This window comes from Lacticaseibacillus nasuensis JCM 17158, assembly GCF_001434705.1.
In the GTDB taxonomy this organism is placed as follows: domain Bacteria; phylum Bacillota; class Bacilli; order Lactobacillales; family Lactobacillaceae; genus Lacticaseibacillus; species Lacticaseibacillus nasuensis.
Genome location: NZ_AZDJ01000022.1, coordinates 12402 through 29079 on the forward strand (window position 1 = coordinate 12402; position 16678 = coordinate 29079).

Genomic DNA, 16678 nt, shown 5'->3' on the forward strand with positions numbered 1-16678 from the left:
TTGGCCTTGACAACCCCGCAGCTTCCGGTACAATGATTAGGTTAGATTAATCTATAGACAGAGGTGAACAAGATGCGTAACAACATTCTTCTTGCCTGCGCCGAAACCGGCGAACGGATCTATCTGACTTCCAAGAACAAGCGGAACACGCCAGATCGTCTTTCTTTGAAGAAGTATTCTCCAAAATTGCGTAAGCGCGTGGTCTTCACGGAAGTTAAGTAATCACGTTTGTTGCCTGGCCAGGCTTCAACTAAAACCCCACAGCCATTGCGGCCGTGGGGTTTTCTTATTGGCTGTGACAAAAGGCGGTTTTGGCATCGACGGATAGCCTAACCAGACGCTGGGTCCGCACTTTGGACCTAGTGGCTGGTGTAGCTATCAGCTCGATGCCAGCCTTTTGGCACGTAACATCACTAGAATATTCGGATACGTAAAACGGACTGTGGCTTTTGTCACAGTCCCTGCTTATGCCATCAACTTGGTCATGGCCACCGGTGCCGGCAGCTCTGCTTTCACCAGCTGACCACTGAACGGGTCGCGAAACGCAAGCGTCGTCGCCTGCAACAACTGCCGGCTCACCACGCTGGTATCGCCGCCATACAAGGCATCCCCAACTAACGGGTGCCCCAGGTGCGCCAGGTGCGCGCGAATCTGGTGGGTGCGACCGGTGACCAGGCTCAGCTGCAACAAACTATAGTCATGACCCGTGCGCACCGTGGCGTAATCGGTCACGGCGGGTTGCCCATCGGCGCGCACTTCGCGATGAATGCCATCAGCGGCCTTACCCAGCGGCAACGCAATCCGGCCGGCCGGCGGCGTGAGCGTGCCGTGAATCAAGGCGAGGTAGGTTTTGGTCACTGCCGTATCACTGGCATCCAAGCGGCCTTGCGCGTACGGGTGCTTGGCAATCAGCACCAGGCCGGTGGTGTCGCGGTCCAGCCGCGTCATGATCGCGGGCTGCGCCCCGGTGATGCCTTGCTGCGTGAGATAACCGGCGGCGCGGTTGACCAGGCTATCGGTCGGGTTGCTGGGGCCCGGCACACTGGCCAGGCCAGCCGGCTTATTCACAATCAACCAGTTTGGCAGCTCGTGCACCACCACAATGGGCCCGGCGCTTGGCGGCACGGGTTGGTCTGCCGGCAAGCTGAAGCGCACCTTGGCGCCGGCGGCCAGTTCGCGGTTGCCGGTCGGCTGCCCCGCCACAGTGATGGCCCGTGCCGCAAGCAGCTTGGTGAATAATCGGTGGCTCACCCCATGGCGGGCCAGCAGGCGCTTCACCGTCGTCGGCGCGTCGGCTTGATACTCAAAAGTAAACCGCATCTGTTTTCCTCCGCTGACAATCATACCAGAAAGCGGTAAATTTAGAATAATCAGCACAGGAGGCTCGCGATGGAAAATCCAAACGCAATGACTCACGTGGCGGCCGCAGCCGGCATGGTCACGTTTCAATATCACGACTGGTTTGCCCGGCTCAGCGCGGTGAACGCACACTTGTGGCGCCTGCAGGTCAGCCGCACCCAGGACTGGCCGAAGACGCCAGACATTCCGGTCGACCCCAAGTTGGCCAACCAACACGACGCCACCGTGGCCACCGGCGGGCGCGGGCAACATTATGCGGCGCCGATCATTACCGCCACCGATCAAGCAGCCGTGACGCGAACCGGCAACCAGGTCAGCTGCGGGCCGACCACGATCACCTTGGCCACCGACCGGCTGACCCTGCCGAACGTGACGCTGCGCCTGCCGCAGCTCACGGCAACGGGCTGGACGATGCGCGTGATCAGTCCCGACTCCCCGGCCTATTTTGGTGGCGGCACGCAAAATGGTCGCGTCAGCTTGAACGGGTTGTTGGTGCAGATTGCCAACGAGAACCGCTGGACGCAAGATGGCGTCTCCAGCCCCGTGCCATTTTATTGGAGCACAACGGGCTATGGCTTGCTGGCCAACACCTTTACCCCCGGCGAATACGACTTCAGCAATCCCGCCAGCGGGGTCATGCTCAGCCACGATGGAGAAAACGTCGACGTTTACCTCTTGCTCGGCGACACGCCGGCTAGTTTGCTTCACGGCTACCACGAATTGACCGGCCTGCCGAACCTCAACCCGACCTTCAGCTATTATCCCGCCCACTTCAACGCCTACAACCGCGACTACTGGGTGCCGGTCACACCGGCATCGGCTGGCGCAATTCGCTTCGAAGACGGCCGCTGGTACAAGGAATACCAGCCGTTGAATCCGCAAACGTTTAACCTCGGCTATCGCCCGGGCGCCATCACGGTTGCCGGCCAGTCCTTGGTGCCAAACGTCTATGGTAACGGTAATGTCACGTTTACCGAGCCCGATGCGGCGGGGATGCCGCGCCGCGCGCTGCGAGAGACGTTAAATGGCGAGCACGACCGTCAATTTTCCGCCCGCGCCGTCATCGACCGCTACGCCAAGGCCGGCTTGCCGCTGGGCTGGCTGATTCCTAACGACGGCTACGGCGCGGGTTATGGGCAAACCGGCACGTTTGCCGGCGACCTCGCCAACCTCAGTAGCTTCGCCGATTATGCCCGTAGCCGCGGTGTCACCACTGGCTTGTGGACGCAAGCCGCCCTTGCCCCGAAGGACGCGCAGGCGCCGCAGGCTGGCGAGCGCGATTTAGCCGCCGAGTTGGATCAAGCCGGCGTGCGGGCATTGAAAACCGACGTCGCCTGGGTCGGCGAAGGCTACACCTTCGGCCTGAACGCCACCACCGCCGCCGGGACGGCGATGCGCCAGCGCAACTTGCGCCCAATGATCGTCACCGTTGACGGCTGGGCCGGCACGCAACGCGACGCCACGGTGTGGTCCGGCGACCAGGCCGGCAGCGACTGGCAAAACTTGGCTATGCACATCGGCACGTATTTGAGCACCGGCTTGTCGGGCAATCCAAATGTCGCCAGCGATGTCGACGGGATTTACGGCGGCGACGACCCGGTGATCCAAACGCGGGACTTGCAGTGGAAGGCGTTCACGCCGTACCTGTTTGCCATGGACGGCTGGGGCAGCCAACCTAAAACCATGGGTCTGGCCGCAGGCGACCCCTACCTCAGCATCAACCGCGCCTTTTTGCAATATCACACGATGCTGTTGCCGTACTTCGAAACCCTCGCCTGGGCGGCCCGCACTACCGGGGCGCCGATTCTGCGGCCGACGTTTTGGGAGTTTCCCAGCAGCTACGCCTACCGCCACCTCAATGATCAGCTGCTGCTCGGGTCGGCGCTATTGTTGGCGCCGATTCAATCTGACTACGGCTTGACCGCTAGCGGCGCCGGCCGCCGCGCGCACCTGTACCTGCCAGCCGGCGAGTGGCGCGACTTTTGGACCGGCGAGCCCATGGCCGGCGAACGCACCTTAAGCGATGTGCCAGCACCGCTGGGGCAGTTTCCAATTTATGTGCGCGCCGGCAGCCTCATCCCCTTGACCCCGGCCAGCCAAAATCCGGCCGCCCGCCAGGCGGTGCGCCTGCTCGACTATTATCCAGGGCCGGCCAGCACGCTGACCGTCACGGCCAGCGACGGCGAAAGCCTCGCCTACACCACCGGCGCCATCAGCCAAACTCACCTTACGGCCGCCAGCACGCCGCGAACGATCACGTTGACTATCGCCGCCACCACGGGCCATTACGCCGGCGAGCCAGCCGCGCAGCCGACGACCATGTTTGTCGCCTTGGCCACCGCGCCGACTGCCGTGAGCGTCACTGCCAACGACGAGCAGCTCCCCGTTACCACCGCGTTTGGCCTGCGGGAACACGACCCCTTGGCGCGCAGCGAAACCGGCGTCAGCATCCACATTCCGGCGCTACCGACGCACACCACCACCATTCGCGTCGCCATCACCCGCTAGTTGTGCTGAAGCGGCCGGCGGGCTATGCTAGAAGAAAGAGTTATAGGAGGTACGGTGTGAAAACAGCATTGAATCTGGCGTATGGAAAAAATGATTTACAACAACTCGACTTGTATTTGCCTGATCAGCCCAATGGCGCGGCCATCGTGTTCGCCCATGGCGGCGGCTGGTTCCGCGGCGACAAGGCGCACGATACCGATATCGGCAACTATTTTGCCAAGGCCGGCTATGTGACGGCGATTCCAAATTACCGCTTAGCCCCGGCAGATTTATATCCGGCGGCGCAGGATGATTTTGAGGCGGCGATTACTTGGCTTACCAACAGCGACTATCAGTTTGACCGCTCGCGCGTCGGCTTGCTCGGCGCGTCGGTGGGCGGCACGATGACGCTGACCGCTAGCCTCAAACTCGGCTACCCAGTGGCCAGCTGGAGCGGCGTGACGGATTTTGCCGATTGGATGCAAAAACACCAGGTGGTCAAACCCGCCGTCGACGGTAAGGCCGAGCTCGGACTCACCGAAATTCACGCGATTCACGACGCGTTTTATAAGTACTTTATTCAAACTTACCTCGGTGACTTGACCCCGGCCAAGCTCACCGCGGTCAACCCGTTGAATCACCTGTCGACCAAGTTAGGGCCGACCTTGATGTATAACTCAATCGATGAATTGACCCCGCTGCCCGGCACGCTGCGCTTCGTCGAGCAGGCCGCCGCATTCGGCCGCGACGTGACGCTTCATGTCGTGCCCGGTAGCGGCCACGCCCGCGACTACACGGACTTCGCCTTGCCCGGCACCCGGGCGTTCTTCGATTATCACTTGCTGCGTCGCTAGGAGGTTGCCATGACCATTCTCGCCTTAGTCCTCGACGTCTTGGCTTACGGTATCTACGCCGCCCAACGCCAAGCCGCCAACTTGTACATGCCGGGCACCATCGCTCAAGCGGTGGTGGTCGTCGGTTTGATCATTTGCCTGGTTGCCTTTAAGGGCAAACGCTTCGGCTGGTTCAACTTCGAGACCTGGGTCCACAACTTCAGCCTACGCTATGCGATCGTCGTGCTGTCGTTCATCCTCAACGCCTTATTGTTGTTCCTGTACGTGCTCAACGTCACCGGCCGCAACGGCTTGATTTTCAATTAATTTACCTTTTTTTACTCGATTCAGCAAAGCGCCGGTCGCCTAGTCTGCCGGCGCTTTTTGCGTGGAAAAAATGGCGTAAGCGGTTGCGCCTAGCAGCCGCTCGGTGGACAATAAGAGTGAAAAATTTACCAGCAAGGGAGGCACTCATGGCGACCTTAAATGATATTGCCCGCTCCGTCGGCGTATCGGCGACCACGGTTTCGCGCGTGTTGTCCGGTGACCCGGCGCTGCGGGTCAGCGAAGCCACCCGCAGCCGCATCGTGGCCGTCGCCAAACAACTGAATTATCGCCGGCCGGTGGAGCGCCGAGCCGCGCGCCTTGGCACCGTGGCGATTCTACAATGGTACGACGAAGGCACCGAGGCCAGCGACTTGTATTACCGGGAGATTCGCGACGCCTGCGAAGAGGCACTCACCGCGGCGAACTACACCATCCGCCGCCACTTCGCCGCGTCGCAAATCAGCGTTGGCCCGGACATCGTCGGCATCATCGCCATCGGCAAGTACTCGCGCAGCCAACTCGCCCAACTCAAGGCGACGCGCCAGCCGGTGGTAGTCATCGACCAAGACACCTTGGCCCAGGATTTGACCTGCGTGCTGCCGGATTTTGCCACGGCGGTGCGGTTAATCCTCAAGGCGTTTGCGCAAATGGGCCACACGCGGCTGGGCTTTCTCGCCGGCCAGGAAACCACCACCGACCAAACGCCGCTGCTCGATCCGCGCACCCGCGCTTTTCAAGCCGAGCAAGCCGTCGCCGGGCGATACGACCCGGCGCTCGTCGCCACCGGCAACTTCACCATCGACAGCGGCTACGCGGCCATGAGCCAAGCCATCACCAAGCTTGGCACCGATTTGCCGCACGCCTATTTTGTCGCCAATGACCTGATGGCCGTCGGGGCGATCAAGGCGCTACGCGAGCATCACCTCGCCATTCCGCAACGCGTGGCGGTGATTGGCTTCAACGACGCCATTATCGGCCGCTACATTACGCCGCAACTCACCACCGTGCGCGTGCCCACCAAGCAAATGGGCACCGAAGCCGTGCGCCTGTTGCTGACCCGCCTGCAACAGCCGCATGCCGTGGCGGAGAAACTCACTTTTGCCACCCAGTTGATTCAACGTGAAACGACACCGGGCCTGACCCGGTTAGCTTGAAAGGAGCATGACCATGACCACACCAGACTTAACCGCCGGCTTCACCGCCGCTTTTGGCACCGCGCCGACGCACACTTATTTTGCCCCGGGCCGCATCAACCTAATCGGCGAACACACCGATTATAACGGCGGCCACGTTTTCCCTTGCGCCATTAGCCTCGGGACTTACGCCGCCGTGGCGCAAAACGCCGTCAACGCGTTTCGCCTGACCTCCGGGAATTTTCCGGGGAACGGCACCATCACCCTGCCGCTTGCCGAGCTCACTGGCCCCAAGGACAACCAGTGGACCGACTACTTCAAGGGCATGGCCCAGGGACTGGCCAAGCGTGGCGACTTCACCCACGGCTTAGACATCTACATCGAAGGCACCTTGCCCAACGGCGCGGGCCTGAGCAGCTCGGCGTCCATCGAGCTGCTCAGCGGGACGATTCTGAGCACCGAGTTCGGCCTCGCCGTGCCGACGTTGGACCTGGTGAAACTCGGCCAGCAAGTCGAAAATCACTTTGTCGGCGTCAATTCAGGCATCATGGATCAATTCGCCGTGGGCATGGGTCAGGTGAACACGGCCTTGCTGCTGGATACCAACACGCTGGATTACGAGCCGGTGCCGCTTGACCTCGGCGACAACGTCATCGTCATCATGAACACCAACAAGCGCCGCGCCCTCACCGATTCCAAGTACAACGAGCGCCGTAGCGAATGCGAAGCCGCCTTGGCGCGCCTGCAAACCAAGCTGCCGATTCACTCACTGGGCGAACTCGATGCCGACACCTTCGATGAATACAGCTACCTGATTTATGACGACACCTTGATTCGCCGCGCCCGCCACGCCGTGTTGGAAAACCAGCGCACGTTAGCCGCCGCAACCAAGCTCAAAGCCGGCGACCTCGCCGGCTTCGGGCGGCTGGTCAGCGCTAGCGGCGTCAGCCTCGCCTATGACTACGCGGTGACCGGCGTTGAACTGGACACCTTGGTCAAGGCCGCCTTGCAGCAGCCCGGCGTGCTCGGTGCCCGCATGACCGGCGCCGGCTTTGGCGGCTGCGCGATTGCGCTGGTGAACCAGGCCAACGTCGCCGCGTTCACCCAGGCGGTGGGCGCGGCTTATGAGGCCGCCATCGGCTACGCGGCGGACTTTTATGTCGCCGAAATCGCCGCTGGTCCAAAGCAACTCAGCTAGGAGGCACATGTTGACCACAGCCGTTGATGCACACGTTACCCATATCTTGCAATTAAATCCCACCTATTCCCCGCTAGACCGGGTGTACCTGACCAACCGCGTCCGTGCGTTGTGCGGGGATGCCAGCGCCAGCGTGCCGGCCGCGGCAGATCCGCTGACGAACCTCGACCGCCTCGTGGCTGCCGCGGTGAGCGCCGGCGTCATTGCTGAAACCCATTCGGCCCAGGAAATCCTCGGCGCCGCGTTGATGGCGCTGGCCACGCCGGCCCCCAGCGCGATTAACGCCGAATTCTGGGGCCGCTATCAGGACTCGCCGAGTGCGGCCACCGATTATTTTTACGCCTTATGCCGCGCGAACAATCAGGTCCAAACCCGCGCCATCGCCAAAAACATCGCCTTCACCGCGCCGAGTGACTACGGCGACCTGGAAATCACCATCAACCTGTCCAAGCCGGAGAAAGACCCCAAGGATATCGCCGCAGCCGCCAAGCAATCCGCGGCCGGCTACCCCGCCTGCGCCCTGTGCTTGGAAAACGAAGGCTACGCCGGGCGCGCCGACTGGGCGGCGCGGGCAAATCACCGCATCGTCCGCTTGAGCCTCGGCGGCCGCACCTGGGGCCTGCAGTATTCGCCTTACGCGTACTTCACCGAACACGCCATTTTCCTCGACAGCCAACACACACCGATGCACATCAACGCGCAAACCTTCTCCAACCTGCTCGACTTGGTGACCCTATTTCCGCATTACTTCGTCGGCAGCAACGCCGACTTGCCGATTGTCGGCGGCTCGATGTTGGCACATGAGCACTACCAAGGCGGCCGCCACACTTTTGCCATGGCCAAGGCGCCGATTGCCACGCCAATCACCTTGCCCGGCTATCCGCAAGTCGAAGCCGGCATCGTCAAGTGGCCAATGAGCGTGATTCGCCTGACCAGCACCAATCGCACCGCGTTGGCCGCGGCCGCGACCCATATTCTCACCGCCTGGCAAGGCTACAGCGACCCGGCCCTGCAGATTCGCGCGGTTACCGCCGGCACGCCGCACCACACCATCACGCCGATTGCCCGGCGCGTCGATCAGGCTTACCAGCTCGACTTGGTGCTGCGGGACAACCAAACCAGCGCCGAGTATCCGGATGGGATTTTTCATCCGCATCCGGCCGTTCAACACATCAAAAAGGAAAACATCGGCCTGATCGAAGTCATGGGGCTGGCTGTGCTGCCCGCCAGATTGAAAACCGAACTGGCCGAAGTCGAGAAGTTCCTGCTGGGCCAGCCCAACGCCATGGCGCCAATGCACCGCCCCTGGGCCGAGCAGCTCGTCGCCACGCAAACCTGGACGCCGGCCACCGCACACCGCCAACTGCAACAAGCCGTGGGCAACGTGTTTGCCACCGTGCTGGAAAATGCTGGCGTCTTTAAACGCGACGCGGCCGGCCAAGCCGGTTTCCAACGATTCGTTCACACCTTATAACCACCACGCGCCCGCCAGCGGGCGCTTTTTTTGACGCGTCAAGCCACAAAAAATCGTTCGGAACCCTTGAATATGCGAAGAATTACTGATAACCTGTACCTATCGTTCGTATTTAACTCAAGGAGGGCTATTGTGAATAGTTATGCTGAGTATTACCCAAAGGCGCGGGAAATCGCCGATAAAATCTTTAATCATCCAGAGCTTGGCTGGAAGGAACACGCCACCGGCGAGTTAGTTGAAGCAGAGATTCAGCGGTTAAACCCGAACATTCCGATTGAACATTTCTGTGGTACGGGTTTGAAGGTGCGCTTCGATCAAGGCCGCGACCGCACCATTGCCTTCATTGCCGAGTTGGATGCGGTCTATCAACCGCACCACCCGCAAGCCGACCCAGATTCCGGGGCCGCCCATGCCTGTGGCCATTTTACTCAAACCACGGTGGCACTGAGCCTGATTCACGCGTTGAGCACCACTGACGCCTTGAGTCAGTTCACCACCAACGTCGTGTTCATCTTCGTCCCGGCCGAAGAATACGTCGACCTGCCTTATCGCCAGCAGCTGCGCGCAGCCGGCAAGATTACCTACTTTGGCGGCAAGCCCGAGGCCATGAAGCGCGGGGTGTTCGACGACATCGACTTGGCGGTGTGCATCCACGCCATCGGGGAAGAATTCACCAAGCGTACGGTTGAGCTCAACTGCGACCTCGCCGGCTTCAACTTCAAGTATTACGACTTCAATGGCCGCGCCAGCCACGCGGGCTTCGATCCCTTTTCCGGCGTGAACGCCTATAGCATCTCCAGCCTGTTTGACACCGCCACCGGCATGTTGCGCCAGCAGGTGAAAGACACCGAGCTGATTCGCTTCAACCCCGTCATGATCGACGCCGACATGAGCATCAACGTGATTCCCGACCACGTGAAAATCGGCACCGACGTCCGCTACTTGAATCTCGACTACGCCAATACCATCATGGGCCGGCTGGATCACGCGGCGCTTGGCGCGGCCCAGGCGCTCGGCGGCAGCGTCGACATCACCACCGAAGTCGGCTACCTGCCGTTCCGCCAAAACCACGCCATGAACGCCCAGGTCAAGACCGTTTACGACGAGACGCCCGCCATTGAGGACATCATCACGGACCGCGGCGCGATTGCCGCCGCCGGTGACATCGGCGACCTTGGCTTCATGTTGCCAAGCATCCAGATTAGCCACGGCGGCTTTCACGGCACGATTCACGGCGCCGACTTCCAACTCGTCGACCCCGAGTTCGTCCTGCAGATTCTCCCGGAATTCGTCATGCACAGCATGCAGCGCATCACTCAGCACCTCGACACCATTGACCTGTACCACCGGCCATACGCCGACTACGCTGCCACTCTTGCCAAAATGGAGGCCACCGCGCAATGAAAAAACTGATTCCACTGGTCATTCTCGTCATGGTCATCGACTTCATCGCCGAGCTGATCGGCACCTTAACCTTCACCCTCGGCACCATCACCATTTCCGTGTTGCCCCTAGTGTTCGCCGTGATCTTGGGCATCGTGTTCTCGCTGATTCCCAGCGGCTTCTTCAAGCGCCTGTACTCCAACGACCGCGTCAAGTTCGCCGGCAAGTACATGATCTTCATCATGTTGCCGCTGATGGCGCGGTACGGCGCGGATGTTGCCCCGAAGATCAACGAGATCCTATCGATTGGCTGGGTCTTCTTGATTCACGAAGCCGGCAACCTCGGCACCATCCTCTTCGGCCTGCCGATTGCCTTGTTGCTCGGTATTCGCCGCGAAGCCATCGGCAGCACCTTGGGGCTTGGCCGCGAAGGCGAGCTCGCCTACATCTCCGAAAAATACACCCTCGACTCCCCTGAAGGCCATGGGGTGCTCGGCATTTACCTGATTGGAACCGTGTTTGGCTCCATCGTCTTTTCGATTCTGGCCCCGTTGCTGTTGGCCATGGGCTTTGACTTCCGCGCCGTGGCCATGAGTAGCGGCGTCGGTTCCGCATCGATGATGACCGCCGCCTCCAGCGCGCTGGTTGCCATTCATCCCGCCCACGCCGAGACGATCACCAGCTACGCCGCGGCCAGTCAGCTTTTGACCAGCTTCATCGGCACTTACATCATGTACTTCATCGCCGTACCGCTGCAGCGCTTCATCTACAATCATATGACTGCAAAACTCGATAAACATCCCGTTCAGGAGGCCGCCTAATGCAAGCAAAATCGCAATCCACCGTTCAACCGAGTCCCGCGCATGACTTCCTCATTGCCACCGGCGTGCTTGGCCTTTCCGTCTGCTTGACCCTGTTCGTGCAGGCAGTCAAGCTGATTCGCAACCCGGCCAGCACCCCCATCACCACCAACACCTTGATTGGCCTGGGCACCTTGTGGTTGTTTTCGCTGATTGGCGTCGGCATCAGCATGTTAATGAAGAAAACCCCGTGGAAAATCGTACAAGACTTCCCGATGCTGGGCTGGGTGTCCATCGTCTCGTTAGTGTTCTGCCTGATCAGTCCGTTTTTCGTCAAGGTGATCGGCGCCGTCGATTTCCTGTCGCTGACCACCTCGGTGCTGGCCTTCGCCGGCATCTCCGTGGCCCACGACCTTGGCGCCTTGCGCAAGCTGTCCTGGAAAATCTTCGTCGTCGCCATCTTCGTTTACTTCGGTATGTACTTCATGGATACCTTGATTTCCCAGCTGGCGCTGATGGTCAGCGGAAAATAATACCAAAAGGCGCCGCGGCGTGACTCCCATCAGGAGCACACCGCGGCGCCATTTTTAGTGTGAGGACTCGACTCTGCGCGGCAACTTGGTGCGCACCGGGAGGGTTTGCAGAAACGTGACGCTGAGAATCAAGAGGCCGCCGAGGATCTCCGCGCCGCCGAAGCGCAGGTGGAAGAACACCACCGACACGACGGCTGCCGTCAGTGGCTCAAACACGCCAAGCATCCCCACCGTCGTCGGCCGCAGGTAGCGCAGACTGGAGACATACAGCAGGTAAGCCAACAACGTCCCGCCGATGGTCACATACGCGATACCTGCCACGTCCAGTGCGGTCAGCGCTGGCCAAGGCTGCAGGAACAGCACCGGCACATTGGCGATACCCGCCGCCAGCATCGCCCAGGCTAACACCAAGTCGGTGCTGTAATGGGTCAACAACTGGCCGGGCATCAAGGTGTATAACGCCGCGCCGACGCCGGCCCCAATCCCCCAAAACAAGCCTTGCGGGGTCAGCGCTAGCGACCCGAGGTGCCCGTGCGTGACGAGCAAAATGATGCCGGCAAAGGCGATTACGACGCATAACACATCAAGCCGCGGCGGCCACTGGCGATTGCGCAAGGCCAGGTACAAAATGATGAGCACCGGCCCCAGTGCCTGCAACACCGTGGTGGTCGGCGCGTTACTGGCGGCCACAGCCGAAAAATAGGTGAACTGCGACACGAACACGCCACACAGACCAAATAACATACTATGCACCCAAGCCGAGCGGTCACGCGTCAGCGCCACCAGCTGTGGCCGTTTCGTCGCCAGACTAATGGCCATCAACAGCGTCCCTGCACCAAGCATGCGCATCGCCACCAGCCAATCCGGTCGAATCCCCGGCTGGTCAAAAAGGTACTCCGCGACGTTGCCGGACACGCCCCACAACACCGGCCCCAAAATGGCGCAGAGAATTCCCTTTTGCTTATTCGTCATCACGCTTCGCCTCCACAATTCATCCATCTTACCGCATTTTTCTGGCCGGCACGAGGGCAATTTGGCGCAAGGCGGCGGGGACGCAACCTCATTTGTTTGCCCACACCTAGACCACTGTTCTTCCGAGGGCGAATTGCGTTACAATATAAGCGTAACCAATTCAATTATATTAAGGAGATTAACATGGCATATCAAACAATCAATCCATATACCAATGAAGTCGTCCAGACCTATCCCAACGCCAGCGACGCGGATTTACAAGCTGCATTAGCCACCGGTGACGCGTTGTATCACGACTGGCGGCATCAGGACCGGCAGCAGCGCGCCAGCCAACTGCAGGCCATCGCCGACTTGATGCGGCAACAGAAAACCGCCTTGGCCACCACCATCACCACAGAAATGGGCAAGCTGATCGGCGAGGCCGAGGCCGAAGTCGACCTGTGTGCCGACATCGCGGCGTACTATGCCACCCACGCCGAAGCGCTCTTGGCCCCGACGCCGATCACCACCACCGCCGGCAAAGCCTACATCATTCGGCAAGCTGTGGGCGTGCTGGTGATGGTCGAGCCATGGAACTTCCCGTATTACCAAATCATGCGGGTGTTCGCCCCGAACTTCATGCTGGGCAACCCGATGATTCTCAAGCACGCGTCGAGTACCCCCGCCTGCGCGGCAGCCTTCGCCAAAGTCGTCGCGGAGTCAGGGGCACCGACGGGCAGCCTCACCAACCTCTTTTTGAGCTATGATCAGGTGAACACCGCCATCGCCGATCCGCGGGTCGCTGGCGTGGCCTTAACCGGGTCCGAACGCGGCGGGGCCGCAGTGGCCGCCGAAGCCGGGGCCAACCTCAAGAAGTCGACGATGGAGCTAGGCGGCAATGACGCCTTCATCATCCTCGATGACGCCGACTGGACCCAGGTCAAGGCCCAAGCCGTTCAGGCCCGTCTGTTCAACGCCGGGCAGGTGTGCTCCGCGTCCAAGCGCTTCATCGTGATGGCGGACAAGTACGACGAATTCGTCGCCTTCATGAAAGCCGAATTCGAGCGCGTCCAAGCAGGCGACCCAATGAATCGCGCCACCACGCTGGCCCCGTTATCTAGCGCCAGCGCCAAGCAAAAGCTGCAAAAGCAAGTCGAAGCGGCGATTGCCGCCGGCGCCACCCGGGTCACCGGGGCCACGCCGATCGACTTGCCGGGGCAGTTCTTCACCCCGACAATTCTCACCGACATCGCCAAGGACAACCCGGCCTACAATCAAGAAATGTTCGGCCCCGTCGCCGCGATTTACCGCGTCGACTCTGAGGCGGCCGCGATTGCCTTGGCCAACGATTCAAGCTACGGCCTTGGCTCGACGGTTTTCTCCGCCGACCCCGCCCATGCCGATGCCGTGGCGCAACAAATCGAAGCCGGTATGACCACCATCAACCGGCCCTGGATCACCGCCCCGGAATTGCCTTTCGGTGGCGTGAAGAATTCCGGCTACGGCCGTGAGCTGTGCGACCTCGGGTTGAACGCCTTTAGCAACGAGCACCTGATTCTAAATGCCCAGGCCTAACCACCGAACGCTGACGTTAATCACGTCAGCGTTTTTATATGCAAAAAATATTCATTACCGGCTTGAATCGGCATCCTGGCATGGCTATACTTAACTGCAACCGGAAGGGAGTCGATTGAAGTGGCAAAGCCCACTGAACGAGAGGTCATCGAGCTGTGCGGCGCGGTCGGGGCCATTCTATTGATCAATGGTGCGGAAACGGCCCGCGTCGAAAGCACGGCCGAATACATCGGCCAAGCCGCCGGCGTCACGGTGTCGTGCCACGCGACCATGACCGCGGTCTTCGTGTCGGCGGCAGCCGATCCCGCCACGCATCTGGTCAAGGTCCGCACCGGCGACTTCAACCTGCAAAAAGTCGACGACATCAATACGCTATCGCGCCGCTTCGTCGCCGGCCAAATTGATTTTGCCACCTTACAAGCTGGGGTCACCCGCATTCAAGCCAAGGTCATCGACTTCACCTGGCCGCAAAAATTACTCGGCGCCGGCGTCGTCGGCGTCGCGCCCATGTTGCTGTTTAAGGCGACCTGGGGTGACTTAGCCTGGGCGTTTGTCGTCGGCATCGCTGGTTACGTGGCGGCCGCCTGGACAGGCCGCCATTCCACCACGCCCTACATTGCCCCGGGCGGCGGCGGTTTGATCATCGGCTTGCTGGCCACCGCGTTGCAGCTATTGGGACTCGCCACGTCGGCGGATAACATCATCATCAGCGCCTTGATGCCGCTGGTACCCGGCATTGCCTTGACCAACTCCCTGCGCGAAATCATCGGCAAGCACACGATATCCGGACTGGTGCGCGCCGTGGACGCGGTCATGGTGGCCGGGGCCATCGGCGGTGGCGTCGTCATCGGCAGCGGCCTCATCCGCGCCTTGGGGGTGCTGTGATGCCAATCGTTGTCACCTGGTTGATTCATTTCGTTGTCGCGTTTGCCTCCACCGTGGGGTTTGGCGTCATCACCAACGTCCCGCGCCGCACGCTGTTGCCTGCCGGTTTCACCGGTGCCTTAGCCTGGTTGGTCTACGTGCTGGTCAGCTCCCAAACCGCCAGCCCCATCGCGCCCAACCTGCTGGCAGCAATCGTCATCGGGCTGTTGGCCAACCTGTTTGCCATCGTCGTGCGCGCGCCGGTGAATCTGTTATACATCCCCTGCCTGGTGTCGCTGGTGCCTGGCGCGTTGATTTATATGAGCATGAAAGACTTCACGCTCGGGCGCGACAACGCCGCCCAACAAGGCTTAGTCAAGACGCTGACGATTGCCATCGCCTTGGCGGTGGGCTTCGTCATCGCCGAAGCCATTTTCAATCCGCTACGCCCCACCCTCACACGCTGGGTGCGCCGTCATGCAAAGGAGTGAGCACATGTCGTTACAAACTGAATTGATGGCCAAACTCGCCGCCGATAAACCCGAGCTCATCTCGTTGCGCCGCTATCTGCACGCGCATCCCGAGGTGTCGTACCACGAAAAACACACTGCGGCGTACATCAAACATTATTACGAACAACTTGGGATGACCCCGCAGGACTTCGGCACGGGCTATGGCTTCGTCGTCGACATTCACGGCGGCTTGCCGGGCCAAACCCTGGCGGTGCGCGCGGATTTTGACGCCTTGCCGGTGCAGGAGGAAAACGACCTGCCATTTAAGTCGGTCAATCCAGGCGTCATGCACGCCTGTGGCCACGATGTCCACACCGCCTACTTGATGGTACTGGCCAAGGCGCTTAACGAGCTGCGTGATCAACTCCACGGCACCATTCGCATCTTGCACCAACCGGCCGAAGAGGTGGCTCCCGGTGGCGCGCCGGACATGATTGCCGGCGGCGTCTTGACCGGGGTGGCCAACGTCATTGGCGCCCATATTCAAACCACGATGCCCACCGGTTACATCGGCTACCACGCAGGCCCAACCCAGGCCGGTGGCGCCCGGTTTGACCTCACCATCACTGGCCACGGGGGTCACGCCTCGATGCCGCAACTGTCTAACGACGCCATCGTGGCAGGCAGCTACTTCGTGACCGCCGCCCAAACCATCGTCTCCCGCCGGCTCGATCCCTTCGCCTTTGGGACCGTCACGATTGGTTCTTTTGATGGCGCCAGCGCGGCTTACAACGCCATTCGCCAACAGGTGGTGTTAAAAGGGGACGTGCGCGTGATGGCAGAAGACACCCGCAAACTGATTCACCAGCAAGTCGCCACCCTCGCCAAGGGCCTCGAGGCGATGTTTGGCGTCACCTGCGATTTGCAGTATCAAGAAGGCGCGCCGGTAATGGTCAACGACCCTGATTTTACCGATCAGGTCGCCACGGCGTTGAAATCTACCAACCTGGCCGGTGTCACCGAGGTTGGTGACTGCGGGGCGTTGAACCCCTCCGAGGACTTTGCCTTTTACAACCATTACGTCCCGTCGACCTACTTCTACGTCGGCGCGGCGGTGGCCGACGGCAAGGTGCACCCCCACCATTCCCCCGACTTTCTGGTCAACGAGGACAGCCTGCTGATTGCCGCTGAGGCGATGGGCACTGCGGTGGTTGCCTATTCACAGGCCCAAGGGTAATTGCATAAGCGGCGGCAACGCCGCTTTTTTGCTGCCCGCAGAACTGAGCGATACGGTTGACAGCCCCTTAGC

At 60.6% G+C, this 16678-nt stretch carries 16 protein-coding genes; 14 read left to right on the top strand and 2 right to left on the bottom strand.

Going from position 1 to position 16678, the window contains the following annotated elements; all coding sequences use genetic code 11:
• Positions 1-72: 72 nt before the first annotated feature.
• Positions 73-222 (top strand): 50S ribosomal protein L33, encoded by a 150-nt coding sequence (gene rpmG / locus FD02_RS11065; protein ID WP_082603315.1) that lies wholly within the window; start codon positions 73-75, stop codon positions 220-222.
• Between the two features lie 243 nt (positions 223-465).
• Here rpmG and FD02_RS04955 read toward each other — a convergent pair whose 3' ends face one another.
• Positions 466-1320, bottom strand: coding sequence for an RluA family pseudouridine synthase (locus FD02_RS04955; protein ID WP_056950942.1), 855 nt, complete (start codon positions 1318-1320; stop codon positions 466-468).
• A gap of 69 nt (positions 1321-1389) precedes the next feature.
• Here FD02_RS04955 and FD02_RS04960 point away from each other — a divergent pair, with 69 nt between their 5' ends.
• From FD02_RS04960 to FD02_RS05000, 9 genes are all read left to right on the top strand, one after another.
• On the top strand, positions 1390-3867 hold the full coding sequence (locus FD02_RS04960) for a TIM-barrel domain-containing protein (RefSeq protein ID WP_056950944.1): 2478 nt from the start codon (positions 1390-1392) through the stop codon (positions 3865-3867).
• Between the two features lie 56 nt (positions 3868-3923).
• Positions 3924-4700, top strand: a complete 777-nt coding sequence (locus FD02_RS04965) for an alpha/beta hydrolase (RefSeq protein ID WP_056950946.1) — start codon at positions 3924-3926, stop codon at positions 4698-4700.
• Positions 4701-4709: 9 nt separating this feature from the next.
• Positions 4710-5006, top strand: coding sequence for a hypothetical protein (locus FD02_RS04970; protein ID WP_054721881.1), 297 nt, complete (start codon positions 4710-4712; stop codon positions 5004-5006).
• A gap of 146 nt (positions 5007-5152) precedes the next feature.
• Positions 5153-6160 (top strand): LacI family DNA-binding transcriptional regulator, encoded by a 1008-nt coding sequence (locus tag FD02_RS04975; RefSeq protein WP_056950948.1) that lies wholly within the window; start codon positions 5153-5155, stop codon positions 6158-6160.
• Between the two features lie 13 nt (positions 6161-6173).
• Positions 6174-7337: a galactokinase gene (locus FD02_RS04980; protein ID WP_054721885.1), complete on the top strand. Its 1164-nt coding sequence runs from the start codon at positions 6174-6176 to the stop codon at positions 7335-7337.
• Between the two features lie 10 nt (positions 7338-7347).
• Positions 7348-8811: a UDP-glucose--hexose-1-phosphate uridylyltransferase gene (locus FD02_RS04985; RefSeq protein ID WP_235806675.1), complete on the top strand. Its 1464-nt coding sequence runs from the start codon at positions 7348-7350 to the stop codon at positions 8809-8811.
• A gap of 132 nt (positions 8812-8943) precedes the next feature.
• A complete protein-coding gene (locus tag FD02_RS04990) occupies positions 8944-10215 on the top strand; it encodes a M20/M25/M40 family metallo-hydrolase (protein ID WP_056950951.1) in 1272 nt (423 codons plus the stop codon).
• Positions 10212-11015 carry a DUF3100 domain-containing protein gene (locus tag FD02_RS04995; protein ID WP_056950953.1) on the top strand — a complete coding sequence of 268 codons (804 nt, stop codon included), beginning with the start codon at positions 10212-10214 and terminating at the stop codon, positions 11013-11015. Before FD02_RS04990 ends, FD02_RS04995 begins: the two co-directional genes overlap by 4 nt.
• Positions 11015-11527, top strand: a complete 513-nt coding sequence (locus tag FD02_RS05000) for a hypothetical protein (protein WP_225352401.1) — start codon at positions 11015-11017, stop codon at positions 11525-11527. Before FD02_RS04995 ends, FD02_RS05000 begins: the two co-directional genes overlap by 1 nt.
• Positions 11528-11581: 54 nt before the next feature.
• Here the strand turns inward: FD02_RS05000 and FD02_RS05005 are convergent, their stop codons facing one another.
• The gene (locus FD02_RS05005; protein WP_054721889.1) at positions 11582-12499 is read right to left on the bottom strand and encodes a DMT family transporter; all 918 of its coding nucleotides are present in this window, start codon (positions 12497-12499) and stop codon (positions 11582-11584) included.
• A gap of 183 nt (positions 12500-12682) precedes the next feature.
• Here FD02_RS05005 and FD02_RS05010 point away from each other — a divergent pair, with 183 nt between their 5' ends.
• From FD02_RS05010 to FD02_RS05025, 4 genes are all read left to right on the top strand, one after another.
• Positions 12683-14053, top strand: coding sequence for an NAD-dependent succinate-semialdehyde dehydrogenase (locus tag FD02_RS05010; protein ID WP_056950955.1), 1371 nt, complete (start codon positions 12683-12685; stop codon positions 14051-14053).
• Positions 14054-14173: 120 nt separating this feature from the next.
• Positions 14174-14938, top strand: coding sequence for a threonine/serine exporter family protein (locus FD02_RS05015; RefSeq protein ID WP_054721891.1), 765 nt, complete (start codon positions 14174-14176; stop codon positions 14936-14938).
• Positions 14938-15408, top strand: coding sequence for a threonine/serine exporter family protein (locus tag FD02_RS05020; protein WP_054721893.1), 471 nt, complete (start codon positions 14938-14940; stop codon positions 15406-15408). Before FD02_RS05015 ends, FD02_RS05020 begins: the two co-directional genes overlap by 1 nt.
• Positions 15409-15412: 4 nt before the next feature.
• Positions 15413-16606, top strand: coding sequence for an amidohydrolase (locus FD02_RS05025; protein ID WP_056950957.1), 1194 nt, complete (start codon positions 15413-15415; stop codon positions 16604-16606).
• Positions 16607-16678: the final 72 nt, after the last annotated feature.

Coding starts and splice junctions, on each gene's coding strand:
- FD02_RS04960 (WP_056950944.1), top strand. CDS start 1,390: ATGGAAAATCCAAACGCAATGACTCACGTGGCGGCCGCAGCCGGCATG.
- FD02_RS05025 (WP_056950957.1), top strand. CDS start 15,413: ATGTCGTTACAAACTGAATTGATGGCCAAACTCGCCGCCGATAAACCC.
- FD02_RS04995 (WP_056950953.1), top strand. CDS start 10,212: ATGAAAAAACTGATTCCACTGGTCATTCTCGTCATGGTCATCGACTTC.
- FD02_RS05020 (WP_054721893.1), top strand. CDS start 14,938: ATGCCAATCGTTGTCACCTGGTTGATTCATTTCGTTGTCGCGTTTGCC.
- FD02_RS04975 (WP_056950948.1), top strand. CDS start 5,153: ATGGCGACCTTAAATGATATTGCCCGCTCCGTCGGCGTATCGGCGACC.
- FD02_RS04980 (WP_054721885.1), top strand. CDS start 6,174: ATGACCACACCAGACTTAACCGCCGGCTTCACCGCCGCTTTTGGCACC.
- FD02_RS04955 (WP_056950942.1), bottom strand. CDS start 1,320: ATGCGGTTTACTTTTGAGTATCAAGCCGACGCGCCGACGACGGTGAAG.
- FD02_RS05010 (WP_056950955.1), top strand. CDS start 12,683: ATGGCATATCAAACAATCAATCCATATACCAATGAAGTCGTCCAGACC.
- FD02_RS05000 (WP_225352401.1), top strand. CDS start 11,015: ATGCAAGCAAAATCGCAATCCACCGTTCAACCGAGTCCCGCGCATGAC.
- rpmG (WP_082603315.1), top strand. CDS start 73: ATGCGTAACAACATTCTTCTTGCCTGCGCCGAAACCGGCGAACGGATC.
- FD02_RS04970 (WP_054721881.1), top strand. CDS start 4,710: ATGACCATTCTCGCCTTAGTCCTCGACGTCTTGGCTTACGGTATCTAC.
- FD02_RS05005 (WP_054721889.1), bottom strand. CDS start 12,499: ATGACGAATAAGCAAAAGGGAATTCTCTGCGCCATTTTGGGGCCGGTG.